This window comes from Haloferax sp. SDI50 (assembly GCF_059802635.1).
On sequence record NZ_JBPULL010000002.1, the window covers coordinates 390,198 to 405,337 of the forward strand.

Sequence of the window (15,140 nt, forward strand, 5' to 3'; positions counted from 1 at the left end):
TGTTCCGAGCGAAATATCTCCCTATCAACAATGCTCACTCCCAGCGAGAGGCGGCGAGCGAAAGTGGCGGTGTTGCTGGCGGTCAACGCCGTGCCGCTCGTCGGCGTGCTCGCGCTCGACTGGTCGCTCGTGGCGCTGTTGGCGGTCTACTGGGTCGAACTCGGCGCGTGTCTCGTCGGTGCCGCGGTGAAGGCGCTGTTCGCGGAGGGCAAGCCGACCTACGAGGCGAACGGCTTCTCGTGGCTCGTGTTCGGTGCCCTGGCCGAAAAGCGCGGGCGCATCAGCCTTCCCGTCCTGCCGCTGTCGATTCAGGTCGCGAACCTCCCGGCCATCCTGATGGCGCTCGCCGTCGGCAGCGTGGGGTGGGCGCTCTTTGGCGCAATCGGCGTCGGCGGCGTCGGGGAGACCACGGGCGCGACGATGACCGACGCCGAATCGCTCTCTGTCGGCTTGGGCGTGCTCGCCGTCATCTTCGGCCGCGCCATCGACGTGGGCCGGTACTTGCTCGGCGGAACCCACGCGTCGGTGCCGCCGCAGCAGCCACTTCGGTCGGCGCTCATGTCGATGGCGGGAACCGGCTCGGCGCTCCTCGTCGGCGGGGGGTTCGTCATCGCGGGTGCCCCGCCGCCGTTCGTCCTTGCGTTCGTCCTCGCGGTGAAACTGCTCGCCGACATCGTCGACGTCTACCGCGACCGACTGGAGGCGTTCGACGAGCGCACGTCGGTCGAACTCGGATTCGCTCCCGACACCCCCGAGTGGGAGCGAATCGAGAGTTCGCGGGACGGGTCCGAAATCGTCCGTCCGAGGCCGTCGGCGGTCGTCGTTGGCGGGGTCGTCCGCGGGCTACGGTCTCCGCTCTCGGTCCTGCTGGTGGCCTCGCTGACGCTGGCCGGCCTGCTCAGCACCGCGACGACCCCCGGCGTCGCGGTCGAACTGCTCGGGGGAGCGGTGGTCGTCGCCGGAGCGTTCACCGCGCTGGGCGTCTTCGACCGGTCGTTCCGGTATCTGGCGATGGAGTACCGCGTTGACAACGCGGACGACGCGGACGACGCGGACGCCGACCCCGGGCGAGTCGTCGGCTACGACCGCCTGTTCGGGCCGCAGTGGCGACTCGCCTCCGAGTCGCGCGCCGAACTGGAGCGCGTCCGAAGCGCCACCGACCGCCTGTTCGGAACCGAGACGCTCCGCCTCGAACGCGATGACCGCGTGTACCGACTGCCGCATCTCTCCTCGGACGCCGTCGTACTCGCGTCGCTACGGTCGAATCACCAGCTGACGAACGGGAGGTCGGGCGCGTCGAGCGCGACGAACTCCGAGACGAACTCGGTCGCCGGCGACTCGTAGATCTCTCGGGGCGTGCCGACCTGTTCGACGCGACCCTCGTTCAGCACCGCGACGCGGTCGCACATCACCATCGCCTCCTCCTGGTCGTGGGTGACGTAGAGGCCGGTGACGTCCAACTCGGCGAGGAGCGCGCCGATTTCGGTCCGCAGGCGCGCCTTCAGTTGGGCGTCGAGTCCCGTCATCGGCTCGTCCAACAGGAGGACGTTCGGCTCGATGGCGAGCGCGCGCGCCAGCCCGACGCGCTGTTGTTGGCCGCCCGAGAGGGTCGTCGGGTCACGGTCGCCCATCGCGCCGATATCGAGCATCTCAAGCAACTCTCGGGCCCGTGTTCGTCGCTCGCGCTTCCCGACGCCCCGCATCTTCAGCCCGAACGCGACGTTCTCGGTGACCGTCATGTTATCGAACAGGGCGTACTCCTGGAACACCAACCCGACGTTGCGGTTCTCCGGGGGGACGTTCGTCACGTCCTCGCCGTCGAACCTGACCGTCCCGTCGGTCGGCGTCTCGAAGCCGGCGACGGTTCGCAGGGTCGTCGTCTTCCCGCACCCCGAGGGGCCGAGGACGCCCAGAATCTCGCCGTCCGAGACGGTGAGCGAAACGCCGTCCAGCGCCGTCGTGTCGTCGTAGTCCTTTCGGACCGCGTCTAGTGTCAGGTCTGCCATTAGCTACCTCTGGTGTCGAATCCGCGGCGACCGACCCGCTGCAAGAGGAGGGTGACCGCGACGATGATGAAAAAGAACATCGACACGGCGGCCGCCGCCTTGGTGAACGAGCTGTTCGAGATGTGTCGCTGCAAGAAGAGCGCCAGCGGCTGGGTGCCGTTCGCCCAGACGATGTACGAGAAGTTGAACTCCGCGGCCGCGAGCGCCCAACAGATGATGGCCCCCGAGACGATGCCCGAGCGGGCGTTCGGCACGATGACCGTCAGGAACGTCCGCGGCCACGACGCGCCCAGCGAGCGAGCCGATTCCTCCAGTTGTCGGAGCGGCATCGACTCGAACTCGCTTTGGACGGCCATCACCATGAACGGCGCTTTCAAGAGCGAGTAGCCGACGATGAGCCCGAAGCTCGTCGCCGAGAGGTCCGGATACGCCCGGAGGAACGCGACGCCCAAGATAACGCCCGGCACGAGCGGGAGCACCGAGACGGCGTTGACCCACTCTTTGCCCGGAAACTCGTAGCGGGAGACCGCGTACGCGATGGGGACGCCGACGACGAGGTTGATGAGGACGCCGCCGAGCGCCAAGCCGATGCTGAACGCCAGCTCCGCCGGGACCAACACCGTCAGCGTCTCGCCGCCGAGCGGGAGGCTGAGCAGGGGGCTCCATCCCATGCTGCGCTGTGAGCCGAGCGTGTCCGCGAGCCCCAGCACCGCCCGCCAGTTCTCGAAGGTGACGAACCCGGAGGGGAGGACGCCGGTCCAACTCGCGGCGAACGAGGCGACGACGGTGAGGACGATGGGCGCGATGAGGAACGCGACCGTCGCGAACAGGGTCAGCGCCACGACAGACCGCCCGAACCGGCGCGAGAGGGCCGGCCTCATATGCCGACCTCCGCGCTGGTGTACCGAAGCCCGACGACGGTGAACAGGAACGTGAACGCGAAGTAGACGGTCGCCATCGCGCCGGCGACCTGCACGTCGTAGCCGACGCCGAGTTCCCGCGAGAGCTGGAGCGTCCAGACGACGAGCGTCTGGATGACGACGAGCGTCCCGAAAATCGCCAGCCCCGTCCGGAACGTGAGAATCAGCGCGCCGGTGATGCCCGGTCGAATCTGCGGGAGGGTGACGTACCGAAACGTCTCGAACGGCGTCGCGCCGAGGGCTTGGGCGGCCTCCTCGGCGGCCGAGTCGACCTCGGCGTACGTCCCACGGAGGATGAGCGTCGCGCGCGGCACCATCGAGTACACGAAGGCGACGAACAGCCCCGGAACGCTGACCGCAAAGGCGAGGTCGGTGGGCCGACTCCCGGTGAGGGTGGCCGCGACCGCCGTGACGACGCCATTGTTCCCGAACAGCACCAGAATCATGAACGCGGCGACGATGCCGGGGAGGCTGATGGGAAACGAGACGAGCGTGACGAGGAGGCCCTCGCCGGACAGGTCGTACTTTTCGAGGGCGTGCGCGATGGGGACGGCGAGTCCGACCGAAACGAGCGTCGTTCCCGTGGTCAGCCACAGAGAGTCGAACGCCACCCGGCGGTAGTAGGGGTCCCCGAACAGCGTCGCGTAGGCGTCGAGCGAGAACCCGACCGACCGGTACTGGGCGGTCGAGACGCTGATGCGAACGACTTCGGAGAGGGGATACAGCCCCGCGACGAACACCAACGCGGCAAACGGCGCGCACAGCGCGACGATGCGGCGGTACTCGCGCTCCCGTTCGGTGACGGGGTTCGCGACGGCCTCGACCGCGCCGACGACTCGTGGCGTGAGCGCCCGGACTGTCGAGAGCGAGCTGTTCTCGGCGTGTCGGTCGGACATCCTCAGATGTTCGCGCCGCGCGTTATCTCTCGGATGATGTCTTCCTGCCGGTCGACCAACTGGCCGTAGTCGACTTGGAACTCCGTCCGGTCGTACTCGGCCGGGTCGATGAACTCCTCGGGAAGCTCCAGCTCCGAGGAGCGAATCGGCCTGACGTAGGCGTCGAGGAACTGCTGTTGGCCCTCCAGCGAGAGGACGTAGTCCATGAATAGCTTCCCCGCCGCCGGGTTCGGCGCGCCCTCCAAGAGCGCGTAGCCGTACGGCATGTTGAGCGCGCCTTTGTTCCCGTTTTCGCCGCCCAAGAGCGCGACGCCGACGTTCTCTTCTGCGACCTCGTCGTTGTTGTACTTGAGGTCGAGCCCGGAGTAGTCGTACCGGATGAACGTGGCGTACTCGCCGCGGGAGAACTGCGCGAGGAAGTTGTCGGTGAACTCAGCGCCGCCCTCCTGAATCCGCTCGTAGTAGTCGATGACGGGCTGGAGGTCGTCCATGCTACCGCCGCGGGCGTTGTTAATCGACAGCGCCGCTGCGAGTCCGACCGCCGCCTGCGGGGTCTGGAGCGCGAGGTCCTGCGTGATTTCGGGCCGGAGCAGGTCCTCCCACGTGGTCGGCTCGTCGAGGCCGCGCTCCTCGTAGATGTCCTTCCGGTAGGTCACGGCCGTCGTCACTCGACGGGTCGCCGTGACGTGGCCGTCGTCGGTCTTGAGCGAGTCAGGTACCTTGTCCCACCCCTGCGGCTTGTACGCCTGCGTGAAGCCCTCGTTCCGGGCGACGATGCCGTAGGTGTAGCCGCCGTTGTACCCCGAGTGGGTCATGTTGTTCGAGTGCGAGCGCATGTGCTGGAGCGCCTCGCCCGACGAGCGGTCGTCGTCGTGGACGGCCACGCCGTAGGAATCCTCGAACGACTGCATCAGCGACGGCCAGTTCATCCACCCGGACTGCACGCAGTAGAAGTACAGCATATCGGGGAACGCGGTGGCCTCGATGTTCGTCTGGAAGTCCTGATAGCCGACCTCGTACGTCTCCGCGTCGTCGCCACCGGAACCCGTCGCGTCGGCGTCACTCTCGGAACTGCTCGTCGTCAGACAGCCGGCGAGACCCGCCACCGCCGCGGCAGAACCCCCGATGAAACTCCGCCTTGTTGATACCATCACTCGGGCAACACGACCGGCCGCTAAAGGGAATTGCTATGAGCCTAACGTAGCCGTTTTCGACGGTTGGAACGCCCACATAGCGCTACAAAGGGGACAATAGGATGCGGAGGTGGAGACGCGCTAGTTCTTGAACGCGCCGGCGACGAGAAGCGGGAAGACGAGCGTCGCCTCGGCTTCGATTTGCGTGTAGTTCGTGTCGTGGTCCTTGATTTTCCCCCACGACACGGCTTCGTTCGGGGGCGCGCCCGACAGCGAACCGTCGCCCTCCATCCCCGTCGAAATGTAGACGACGTAGTCCGCGCCGCCGCGGAAGAGGTTCGTCATGATGGCGTGGTGCTTGGGGACGCCGCCGCCGACGGCGATGAGACCGGTTTCATCCGCGAGGAGGCCGTCTTGGATGAGCGAGTCGTAGTCGTCGAGAATCTCGATGCCGACCTCCTTGTCGTAGCCCTGCCGGTAGTAGTAGAGGAAGTTACCCACCTCGGCGTCGGTGAGCGCCGGACAGTAGACCGGCACGTCGTTGTCGGCCGCCTGCTTCAACACCGAATGTTCGTCGTCGAGCGTCGCGCCCAGTTCGCGGGCGAACGCCGTCGGCGTCCGCACTTTCTCCTCCGCGAAGAAGTCCTCGAAGAAGTCGTAGAGGTACTGTTCGAGCCAGACGTACCGGTCGGAGGGGACGTAGATGTTGCCGAGGCGGTTGATGCCGCGCTCGCGGAGTTCGCCCTCGTCGGCGTCCCACGAGCCCATCTTGAACGGTTTGGCGGTCTTGATGACGTCCTCGGTCAGCGAGCCGGAGGTCGTGATGAGCACGTCGACGAACCCCTCGCGGACGAGGTAGGCGACGGCCTCGCGCAGGCCCGACGAGATGATGTTCGAGGTGAACGTCAGATAGACGGTCGCATCCGCGTCCTGCATCTCCTCCGCGATGTCGATGGCTTCGGCGAGCTGCGTCGCCTGAAAGCCGGTCGTCGCGTACGCGTCGAGGAACTCGTCGAAGTCGAACGCGCCGTCGAAGTCGTAGCCCCGAACGTCGGCCGAGTCGATGGCCTCGTCGCTTCCGGGGACGACGTGGTCGTGAGTGTCGTCTTCGGTCATCGGGTACGGCTCGCACCGGCGCGCTTGAATCAGTTCCGTTTGGACGCGAAAAATCGCGTGATAGCGTGGTGATTCACACCAATTCGATCGGAGACAGTCACCGCACCGAAAGCGACTCGTCGGCCTCGACGGACTCGGGGCGAGTGTACCACCACGCCCACGCGACGAGTACGCCCTGGAGCGGCAGGCGAAGCCACAGCGCGGCGTCCGAGGGTTCCCGAAACGCCGCCGGAACGCCGTCGAGCACGATGTCGCTCGTCGCCATGTAGACGTTCGCGGGGAAGACCGCAATCAGCAGTGCGATGAGCCCCCACGCGGCGACGCGTTGGGTGCGGCGGACGACGACGCCGACGCCGAGGGCGATTTCGACGACGCCCGAGACGTAGACGAGCGCGAGCGCCGCCGGGAAGACGGGCGGAACGACCTGCGCGTACGCGTTCGGCACGACGAAATGCATCACGCCGGCGAGGACGTAGAGGTAACCCATCGCGTACCGGAGCGGCGTCTTGAATCGGCGGAGTCGTTCGGCGGCGAGAGTCATCCCGAATCGACGTTGGGCCGGCGATGGAAGACGCTGTCGGCGGCAACGACGCGGCGGCCACGGACGCTTTCGAAGCTCACTAATCAAACAGTAAGACAGTAGTTATACTGATATGTCCGTCTCTCCGTCTCGTGGCCGAAGCGACCGAAGTCGGGGCAAACCGCCGGCGGGCTGGGAGCCGACCACGGGACTCCCGCGTCGATAGTCCCAACCACGACGACGGCGCCGTTCGCCACGAACGGGTGAATTTCAGGCGATTTCGGGTGTTACGGTGATATCTTCGTGGCGGTGTGAACGCGGTCGCACGCGCCGCGGTGGAGTGGATGCGTTTCGGGGCATCAAACAATTCGGGAACGCGTCCAAATCACGACCGAAGTGGGACGTTCCCGACTGCTTGGCTCGCTCGAACGAAGAAACGCCGAGTGTGGTGCTGTACGCCCCCGAATCGACAGGGAGTGAGACGGACGGTTCGTCGGAAGAACGTCGTCGTTCCAAGCCGCGGTCGGGACCACGACTGGCGAGCAAAAATTATCAGAACATCTAGTAGAAAATAGTTTGTTTTCAGAGTATTCTCCGCGACCCCGGCGTCGTCGAACGAGGTGTTCGAGCTACTGATAGTACGGGTCGATATATATCGCTACTAGCAATTGACTTGTAGGTGTTGTCGAGAGCCTGGGTTATGTCCGTAGATGGACGACAGACAGAGCCGTTCGTAGAGACGTTGATAGAGGGTTGCGAGAACATCCCGGCGGAGCCGACGCCGGGCGACTACGTGGTGGTGGACGTGACCCACTTCTCGGCGACCGTCGCGGAACTGCTCGCGCTCGGCGCGGAGTACGTCCACGTGACCGACGAGCGCGGCGACGAACCGGCGTACCAGGAGGACCACCCCGACTGTCTCATCGGCGGCGGTAAGACCGACGACTACGAGCCGAACCCCGGCTACGACTTCTTCAACTCGCCGAGCTACGTCCAGCAGTTGGACCTCGACGGGCGGCCGACCGCGATGACCTCCACGAACGGCGGGCGCGCGGTCTCGACGCTCCGCGAGCGCGGCGGGTCCGATGTCGAGGTGTTCGTCGGCGGCTACACGAACGCCGCGGCGGTCGCGGACCTGCTCGAAGCCCGCGGGCGGCCGGTCACCATCGTCGCCAGCGGGTCGAGCGGCCAGCCGACGCCCGACGACACCCTCGGCGCGGCGCTCATCGACGAGTGCCTCCACGGCGACGGCCTCACCGACCGCGACCGCGAGCGGTACGCGCGCCTCCTCGTGACCGCGAAGGGGCCGCGATACGAGCAGAAACACGAGATTCGGCGGCGCGACCTCCACGAGTTCGAGACGGCTATCGACTCTCGGTCGGTCGTGCCCGTCCTCCGCGGCGACCGCCTCGTCCCCGCGAGCCGGGTCGATGTCTGAGGCGACGCCCGTCCAGCGACCGCGGTTCGGCGCGTCGATGGATATCCGCTACGCCGACGAGGTCGCGTCGTTCGCCGGGTTCCTCCGGCGGTTCGACCTGAACCACGTCGAACTCCGCGCGGGGTATCTGGACGTGCAACCGGGCGAGCGAGACGCCGAGCGCCTACGGGCGGTCGCCGAGGAGTTCGACGTGAGCTACACGGTCCACGGTCCGCACCTCGACGTCGCACCCGGAAACGTCAACGAGCGCCTTCGGAACGCCGCGGTCGCGGCGACGAAAGACGCCATCGAACTCGCCGCGGCAATCGACGCCCGCGGCGTCATCGTCCACGGAGGGACGATTCGGACGCGCTACCCCGACCACGTCCGCGAGCACACCCGCGAGCAGGCGGTCAGAACACTCCGCGAGTGCGCCGAGTTCGCCGCCGAAGTGGGCGTCCCGGTCTGCCTCGAAAACCAGCGCGACAAATCGGGCACGCGTCGGCACACGGCGACTCCGGACCGACTCGCGGCGTTCCTCGACGACGTCGGCGTCGGCGACGAGTTCCTGAAGCTGACGCTCGACGTGGGGCACGCGAAGGCGACCGACGTCGATTACGAGCGGTTCGTCGAGCGGTTCGGTGACCGCATTCACGTCGCGCACCTCCACGACAACGACGGGACGGAAGACGCACACGAGCCGCTCCCGTCGTTCCGGTCGGTCGCCGCGGACATCGGCGCTCCGTACAACGTCTTGGAGATGAAGTCCCGCGCCGACGTCGAGCGCTGCGTGAGCGCGACCGACGCCTGACGGTCGGCGTCGGTGTCGGCGTCAGCGTCGGCGTCGGCGGCGTCGCCACCGCTCGATTCCCGGTTCCGCGCCGTTCTTTTTTCGACGCGCGCAGTTCGTGCAGTCGCATCCGAATCGGTCCGCGAGCGCCGCGGCCGGCCGGCGTCCGGAGCGCGATATACTGCTGTGATTGCTATGTACTGCCACCGATTACTCCACAGAGTATAGTCGGATATACAGTCGTACGCTGTGCTCATACCAACGATTAACCAATTCGCTTAACGACCACCACCCGGATGGTGACAACGTCCAACAACTCGAGTAGTGCGTTCAGTTTCGACCACAGGGACATGATGGCGTTCATCCTCGTCATGTCGCTGCACGGTTTGCAGAGCATGATTACGGAACTCCTGCCGGAGTTCTCGATAGGCGGGTTAGGCGTCTCTATCGGACCGTTCTGGTTCGTCGCGATGTCGGTCGTTCTCCTCTTCCGGTCGTTTTGGGCCTGTCTCGCGATTCCGGTCGGTGGCATCGTCTTCGGTGAGATTCTCATCGGTGACTTCAGCGCGCTCGGCGCGGTCGAGGGCCTCATCGTCATCACGCTGTCGTGGTTCTTCGCGATGTCGCTCATCACGGACCCGAAGAACGTCAAGCAAATCGCGGCGGTGGGTTTCCTCGCGAAGGCGATGGAAGAGACCGCGGCGTGGTTCATCGACGTCGGGAAGTTCTACGTCGGCGTCGAAGAGCTCGAAGCGATTTCGTGGCTCCCCGAGACCGTGTGGGCAACCGAGGGAATCGGGGCGCTGCTCCAGATTATCATCGCCGGCGTCATTTTCGGGGCGATTCCGACGCTGTTTCTCTACCCGCGACTCCGCGGGAAAATCGAACCGCTACTCGGCATGAGCCCCGTCGAGGGCCGCGACGGTCCGATGTTCACGCGCACGTCGCTGAAGCGACTCATCGCGTGGGTGGCGCTGATACCCGTCGCGTTCGCGTTCGAGACGCTGAGCGAGACCAGCGGCGGGCTCATCACGTTCACGCCGGAGTTCGTCGAAACGTACGGCCAAGCGTTCCTGTTCGTGCCGATTGCCATCGCGGCGGTCGTCTCGTTCGGGCTCGTCGCCTACCGCCAGCGCAAGGTCGACGGCTTGCAGGACTGAACCCCCATCTTTTGTTTTCATGAGCAGCAACAACATCGTCGTCGAGGACCTGACGTTTCAGTACCCCGGCGGCGACGAGGCGGTACTGCGCGACGCGAGCGTGACGATAGAGCCGGGCGAGTTCACGGCCGTCGTCGGTGGCAACGGCAGCGGCAAGACGACCCTGTGTAAGACGTTCAACGGCCTCATCCCGCACTTCTTCGAGGGGACGTTCGACGGGCGCGTCAGCGTCGCCGGCACCGACACCCGCGAGTCGGACGTGGCCGAACTCTCGAAGACGGTCGGTTACGTCTTTCAGGACTTCGAGAACCAACTCGTTCAGGAGACGGTCCGCGACGACGTGGAGTTCGCGCCCCTCAACCACGGGCTCGACGACTACGCCGAACGGGCGACCCGCGCGCTCGAAACCCTCGGTCTCGACCACCTCGAAGACCGGTTCATCTGGGAGCTGAGCGGCGGCCAGCAACACCTCGTCGCGCTCGCGGGGGTGCTGGCGATGGACCCCGAGTTCATCTTCGTCGACGAGCCGGCCGCACAGCTCGACCCCCGAAACGCCCGCGAGACGTACGAACAGCTCCGACGACTCAACGAGGAGCGCGACAAGACGATAATCGTCATCGAACACCACTCCGAGTTCATCGCCGACTACTGCGACGAGATGGTGCTCGTCTCCGACGGCGGGGTCGCCTGGAAGGAACCGGTCGAAGTCGGGCTCAACAGGCTCGACGACCTACTCGCACACGACATCCACCCGCCGCAGGTCACGCAAATCGCCGACGGCCTGCCGGCCGAGGTCGGGACCCTGCCCGACGGACGGTATCCCGTGACCGTCGACGAGGCGGCGACGGCGTTTCAGCCCGCCACGGCGCGCGGGTCGCGGGCCGCGGTTGACGGCGGCGCGGTGGCGGCAGCCGGTGCGGGCACCGACGGCGCACCGACCGACCACGAGCGGGACGAGAGCGCGCTGGTGACGATGCGCGGTGTCGGCCACGGCTACCCCACGCTTCGAGAGGGGTACAACCACGTCCTCGATGGACTGGACCTCGAACTGTACGCGGGCGACCGTGTCGCGCTCGTCGGAGCCAACGGCTCCGGGAAGTCGACGCTGTTGCGGTTGCTGACGGGGCTGGAGTCCCCGGACCAAGGGGAGGTGACGGTCCTCGGCCGAGACACGAGCGAGACGCTTCCCGAGCAGTTGGCCGACGACACCGTCTACATCCACCAGAACCCCGAGGAGATGTTCGTCGAGGACACCGTCCGCAAGGACATCGCCTACTACCTCGAAAACCGCGACGCCCCGAACGTGGACGACCGCGTCGACGAGATTCTCGCGTATCTGGACCTCGAACACCTCGCGGACCGCGACGGCCGCCTGATGAGCCTCGGCCAACAGCGCCGCGCGTCGCTCGGCATCGGGCTCGCGACCGACCCGACGGTCGTCCTCTTGGACGAACCCACGGGCAGTCTCGACCTCCAGAGCCGCCGCGAGGTGACCGGCATGCTCCGGAAGGCCGAGAGCCGCGTCGAGACCGTCGTCGTCGCCTCGCACGACCTGCAACTGGTCGCGGCGTGGGCCAACCGCGTCCTCGTCATGGGTGAGGGCGAGGTGCTCGCGGACGCGCCGCCGGCGGCGGTGTTCTCCGACCCGGACCTCCTCGCCGAGACCGACCTGCGCCAGCCGCAGGTGGTCGAACTGAGCCGGCGACTCGGGCTGGAATCCCCCGCCCTCAGCACCGACGCGATGTGCGAAACGCTGGCGCGGTCGCTCGGCGACGACGTGGTCGCAGATGGCGGTGGCGGCGGCATCGACGAGGCCGGCGATAGCGACGACGAAGCCGAGTCCGATGGAGGGACGCGATGAAGTACGTCGACGCGCTCACCGACATCTCGGTCGCCGACGTCAAGGTCGATTTGATGCGGACGGCCTACGACAACGAGGACGCGCTGTTGAACAGCTTCGACCCGCGCGTGGTGCTCGTGTGGACCGTGCTGTTCATGATTATCCCGTGGCTGTTCTACGATACGCTCCCGCTGGCCATCCTGCTCGCGGCGGCCTTCGCGCTCGCCGCGCTCTCGCAGGTCAGCAAGTACCTCCTCGCGTTGCTCCTGTTCGGTCAAGTCACCAACGTCGGCTTCTTCGTGGTGTTGGTCCCGCTCATCGGCGGGGCGATGCGAGCGGTGGGCCACTTGGGTGACAACGCTGGTCGGGTCGTCGAAGGCGTCACGACGGGTGATGTGAGCGTGTTCGCCGAGACCGGGACTATCGTCGCAGCCGCGGTCGGCCGGGGTATCCACACCGCCACGACCAGTCAGGAAGTCGGAATCGACGCCGTCGGGGCGCTCGTCCCGTTCTTCCTCAAGCTCACGATTATCTCGGTCATCAGCCTCGCCGTCTTCTCGGCGATGAGCCCGCAGAAACTCAGCAAGGGGATGTTGCGTCTGGGCGTCCCCCGACAGCTCACGTTCGCCATCGCCTACGGCTACCGGATGATGCCGCTTCTCGTCGAGGAGTACCACGCGCTCATCAACTCCTTCCGCCTCCGGAGCAAGGTTCCCGAGAAACAGGGACTGTTCAGGTGGCGCTACTTCTCCTACCTGCTGACGCTCTCGGTCAAGGCGTTTTATCCGCTGATTTTCAACGTGGCGAAGCGCTCGCGGGTCACCGTGGAAGCGGTGGAGACGAAGGGGTTCTCGCGCTCGCTGGGCGACGAGCGGAGCCAAGCCCTCCGGACCGAGGGCATGATGGTGCGGACCCGAGACGTCACGTTCGTCTTCGGGTCGCTGCTGTTCGTCGCCGCGGTCTGGGTGTTCACCTGAGCTGACGGCATGCGTCGCCCCGCGAACTATTTTCGACTCCGTACGACTACCGAGCACGGGGGACGGCTACCGAACGGAAAGTGAGGCAGACAATCCACATAGCAACCACTTCATCGGACATCGCCGTCAACGAGCGTATGCACGCGAGACAGACGCCGCCGGTCGGACGCGGGAGACGCTCGGGGTGTGGTGAACCGAGATGAAACCCGAAACACGGACGCAAGGAGCGGACGACGAGTCAGCGGGGGCAAGCGAGGAACCCGCCGGAGCCACGCATCGATACCTCCCGTGGGCAGTCGCCGCCGGGTCGGCCGTCTCGGTCGTCGCGCAACTCGCGGCGCTCCCGCCGGACCCGACGACGACGGCGCTCGACCTCGTCGGCGAGGGCGTCGTCGTCGCCGTGCTCTTCGCGTGTCTGTTCGTGGTGCAACGAATCCGCGACCCATCGGTCTTCTATCCGCTGGCGGGCGGCGTCGCGGCCTCGTACCTGTTCGCGCTGACCGACTTCCTCGACGAGTTCGTCGAACAGCCCGTCTGGTTCAGCTACCTGTTCGAAGACGGCGCGCAGGCGGTCGGCGCGGTGCTCCTCGTGTTCGGCCTCTATCGGTGGACCGTCGCGCGCCAGCGACGGGAGACCGAACTCCGCCAACAGCGCGAACAGCTCGCCGTCCTCAACCGCGTCTTCCAACACGACATCCGCAACGACGCGCTGGTCATCCGCGGGTGGGCGTCGGTCGTGCGGAAGGAGGCGGGGTCGGCGGCCGACGAGCGACTGGAGAACATCGTCGCCGCGAGCAACGGCATCATCGACCTCACCGAGAGCACGGCGCAGTTTACCGACGTGCTCACCTCGGACCGCGCCGCCGACCTCGAACCGAAGCCGCTGGCCGAGACCGTCGAGACGGAGCTTCGGAAGGTCCGCGCGGGGCGCGACGCCGACGTGGTCGTCGCCGGCGACCTCCCCGAGGTGAACGTCCTCGCCCACAGCATGCTCTCCGCGGTCTTTCGGAACCTTCTCGTCACGGCCGTCGAGCGGGCGGACGCAGAGTGCCCGCAGGTCCGCCTGCGCGCCGAGCGCGGCGCGGAGACCGTGACCGTCCGCATCTCCGACGACGGAGCGTCGTTCCCCGAGGACGCCCTCCCGGACGCGGGCGAGACCGTCGCGGAGACGCCCGACTCCCGAACCGGTCTCTCGCTCGTCGCCGCGCTCGTCGAGCAGTTCGGCGGGAGCATCGCGGTCGAAAACGACCCCGACGGCGGCACGACCGTCGCAGTCACCCTCAGAACCGCCGAGGACGCGACGGAGTCTCCCACCGACCGGGTCGCTGAGAACGCCGGCGACGCCGAATCGACGCCCGCGGGGTCGCCTGCGACGAGCGTCGGCGGGGACGCCCGAGACGACTTCACCGCCGTACATTCGGACCGCGAATCGTCGGCCGGTCGCGGCGACGCCGCCAACTACTGAGGCTCCGTCTCGGCTTCTCGCTTGCACCCGCTGTCCTCTGTCTCCACCTTCGCACCCTCGCCCGGAACCACGTCTCCCCCCGCGTCAAGCATATGTGCACGCCCCGAATAGCAGTCGGTAGTGAGCGATTCACACGACTCCCCGGGCGGGAAACGCGGCCCCGAGAGCAAGGTCAGCCGACTGCTCCGCGAGCGCGGCTTCGACGGCTTCGGCGCGGAGCTCGAACGCCGCTGGACCGCTGAGGCGGGCGCGCGGTCGAGCCTCCGCGACCTCGCTGACGCGTTCAACCGCCGGCTCCTCCGCGCGGCGCTCGCCGAGCGGAACGAGCGCGCCCTCGACGGCGAAATCGAGACCCTGTACCGCGTGCTCACCGACGACGACGTGTCGAGCGGGGCGCGAACGAAAGCAGTCCACCGACTCGAACGCACCGGCGTCGATGTCGAGCGACTGGAGTCCGACTTCGTCTCGCATCGGGCGATGCGCACCTATCTCACCTCGTACCGCGGCGTGACGCCGCCCTCAGAGACCGACCGCGATGGCGGCGACCTCCGCGAGCGCCGCACCGAAACCATCCGACGCCTGCTTGGTCGCGTCGAGCGCGTCACCGAGAAGTCGCTGTCCGACCTCGCGGCCGCCGACGAACTCGACATCGACCCCGAGACCGCCGAACTGTACGTCGATGTTCGCGTCCACTGCCCGGACTGTAACGCTCACTACACCGTCGAATCCCTCATCGACCGCGGCGGTTGCGACTGCGACTAACGCCGCTTCGCGCATCGTCCTCCCCGATATCGAGCATCCCGAAGCGACTGGGTTCCGAGTTCGAAAGCCGTTCCGAAGCCCGCCGCGGTTCGAAACACGTTCCACCGATATCTGTGGAACGAGTTGTATGCCACCGCC

14 protein-coding genes are annotated in these 15,140 nt (G+C 66.6%); 8 read left to right on the top strand and 6 right to left on the bottom strand.

Features of this window, described 5'->3' with window-relative positions; all coding sequences use genetic code 11:
• Nucleotides 1-30: 30 nt before the first annotated feature.
• Entirely contained in the window at nt 31-1,344 is a 1,314-nt protein-coding gene (locus ACSR87_RS16620) for a DUF6498-containing protein (protein ID WP_498531329.1), read from the top strand.
• Here the strand turns inward: ACSR87_RS16620 and ACSR87_RS16625 are convergent.
• From ACSR87_RS16625 to ACSR87_RS16650, 6 genes are all read right to left on the bottom strand, one after another.
• Nucleotides 1,266-2,006, bottom strand: coding sequence for an ABC transporter ATP-binding protein (locus tag ACSR87_RS16625; RefSeq protein ID WP_498531330.1), 741 nt, complete (start codon nt 2,004-2,006; stop codon nt 1,266-1,268). The genes ACSR87_RS16620 and ACSR87_RS16625 overlap by 79 nt on opposite strands.
• On the bottom strand, nt 2,006-2,887 hold the full coding sequence (locus ACSR87_RS16630) for an ABC transporter permease (RefSeq protein WP_498531331.1): 882 nt from the start codon (nt 2,885-2,887) through the stop codon (nt 2,006-2,008). The genes ACSR87_RS16625 and ACSR87_RS16630 overlap by 1 nt, the downstream gene beginning before the upstream one ends.
• A complete protein-coding gene (locus ACSR87_RS16635; protein ID WP_498531332.1) occupies nt 2,884-3,822 on the bottom strand; it encodes an ABC transporter permease in 939 nt (312 codons plus the stop codon). The genes ACSR87_RS16630 and ACSR87_RS16635 overlap by 4 nt, the downstream gene beginning before the upstream one ends.
• 2 nt (nt 3,823-3,824) lie before the next feature.
• Nucleotides 3,825-4,928, bottom strand: coding sequence for an extracellular solute-binding protein (locus ACSR87_RS16640; RefSeq protein ID WP_498531401.1), 1,104 nt, complete (start codon nt 4,926-4,928; stop codon nt 3,825-3,827).
• A gap of 168 nt (nt 4,929-5,096) precedes the next feature.
• On the bottom strand, nt 5,097-6,071 hold the full coding sequence (locus ACSR87_RS16645; RefSeq protein WP_498531333.1) for a deoxyhypusine synthase: 975 nt from the start codon (nt 6,069-6,071) through the stop codon (nt 5,097-5,099).
• Between the two features lie 97 nt (nt 6,072-6,168).
• Complete coding sequence (locus tag ACSR87_RS16650) at nt 6,169-6,612, bottom strand: DoxX family protein (protein ID WP_498531334.1); 444 nt, start codon at nt 6,610-6,612, stop codon at nt 6,169-6,171.
• A 679-nt stretch (nt 6,613-7,291) separates the two neighbouring features.
• Here ACSR87_RS16650 and ACSR87_RS16655 point away from each other — a divergent pair.
• The 7 genes from ACSR87_RS16655 (at nt 7,292) to rdfA (ending at nt 15,002) form a co-directional block, all read left to right on the top strand.
• Nucleotides 7,292-8,029 carry a 2-phosphosulfolactate phosphatase gene (locus ACSR87_RS16655; RefSeq protein ID WP_498531335.1) on the top strand — a complete coding sequence of 246 codons (738 nt, stop codon included), beginning with the start codon at nt 7,292-7,294 and terminating at the stop codon, nt 8,027-8,029.
• A complete protein-coding gene (locus ACSR87_RS16660) occupies nt 8,022-8,819 on the top strand; it encodes a sugar phosphate isomerase/epimerase family protein (protein ID WP_498531336.1) in 798 nt (265 codons plus the stop codon). The genes ACSR87_RS16655 and ACSR87_RS16660 overlap by 8 nt, the downstream gene beginning before the upstream one ends.
• A gap of 275 nt (nt 8,820-9,094) precedes the next feature.
• Nucleotides 9,095-9,958: a DUF8171 family membrane protein gene (locus ACSR87_RS16665; protein WP_498531337.1), complete on the top strand. Its 864-nt coding sequence runs from the start codon at nt 9,095-9,097 to the stop codon at nt 9,956-9,958.
• Between the two features lie 19 nt (nt 9,959-9,977).
• Nucleotides 9,978-11,819: an ABC transporter ATP-binding protein gene (locus ACSR87_RS16670; RefSeq protein WP_498531338.1), complete on the top strand. Its 1,842-nt coding sequence runs from the start codon at nt 9,978-9,980 to the stop codon at nt 11,817-11,819.
• Nucleotides 11,816-12,775, top strand: coding sequence for an energy-coupling factor transporter transmembrane component T (locus ACSR87_RS16675; RefSeq protein ID WP_498531339.1), 960 nt, complete (start codon nt 11,816-11,818; stop codon nt 12,773-12,775). The genes ACSR87_RS16670 and ACSR87_RS16675 overlap by 4 nt, the downstream gene beginning before the upstream one ends.
• A 199-nt stretch (nt 12,776-12,974) precedes the next feature.
• Entirely contained in the window at nt 12,975-14,240 is a 1,266-nt protein-coding gene (locus tag ACSR87_RS16680; protein WP_498531340.1) for a sensor histidine kinase, read from the top strand.
• A 120-nt stretch (nt 14,241-14,360) separates the two neighbouring features.
• Nucleotides 14,361-15,002: a rod-determining factor RdfA gene (gene rdfA / locus ACSR87_RS16685; protein ID WP_498531341.1), complete on the top strand. Its 642-nt coding sequence runs from the start codon at nt 14,361-14,363 to the stop codon at nt 15,000-15,002.
• Nucleotides 15,003-15,140 lie beyond the last annotated feature (138 nt).

Bases quoted from the DNA above. Each gene is read 5' to 3' on its own strand.
- ACSR87_RS16620 (WP_498531329.1), top strand. From the start codon at position 31: ATGCTCACTCCCAGCGAGAGGCGGCGAGCGAAAGTGGCGGTGTTGCTG.
- ACSR87_RS16625 (WP_498531330.1), bottom strand. From the start codon at position 2,006: ATGGCAGACCTGACACTAGACGCGGTCCGAAAGGACTACGACGACACG.
- ACSR87_RS16630 (WP_498531331.1), bottom strand. From the start codon at position 2,887: ATGAGGCCGGCCCTCTCGCGCCGGTTCGGGCGGTCTGTCGTGGCGCTG.
- ACSR87_RS16635 (WP_498531332.1), bottom strand. From the start codon at position 3,822: ATGTCCGACCGACACGCCGAGAACAGCTCGCTCTCGACAGTCCGGGCG.
- ACSR87_RS16645 (WP_498531333.1), bottom strand. From the start codon at position 6,071: ATGACCGAAGACGACACTCACGACCACGTCGTCCCCGGAAGCGACGAG.
- ACSR87_RS16650 (WP_498531334.1), bottom strand. From the start codon at position 6,612: ATGACTCTCGCCGCCGAACGACTCCGCCGATTCAAGACGCCGCTCCGG.
- ACSR87_RS16655 (WP_498531335.1), top strand. From the start codon at position 7,292: ATGTCCGTAGATGGACGACAGACAGAGCCGTTCGTAGAGACGTTGATA.
- ACSR87_RS16660 (WP_498531336.1), top strand. From the start codon at position 8,022: ATGTCTGAGGCGACGCCCGTCCAGCGACCGCGGTTCGGCGCGTCGATG.
- ACSR87_RS16665 (WP_498531337.1), top strand. From the start codon at position 9,095: ATGGTGACAACGTCCAACAACTCGAGTAGTGCGTTCAGTTTCGACCAC.
- ACSR87_RS16670 (WP_498531338.1), top strand. From the start codon at position 9,978: ATGAGCAGCAACAACATCGTCGTCGAGGACCTGACGTTTCAGTACCCC.
- ACSR87_RS16675 (WP_498531339.1), top strand. From the start codon at position 11,816: ATGAAGTACGTCGACGCGCTCACCGACATCTCGGTCGCCGACGTCAAG.
- ACSR87_RS16680 (WP_498531340.1), top strand. From the start codon at position 12,975: ATGAAACCCGAAACACGGACGCAAGGAGCGGACGACGAGTCAGCGGGG.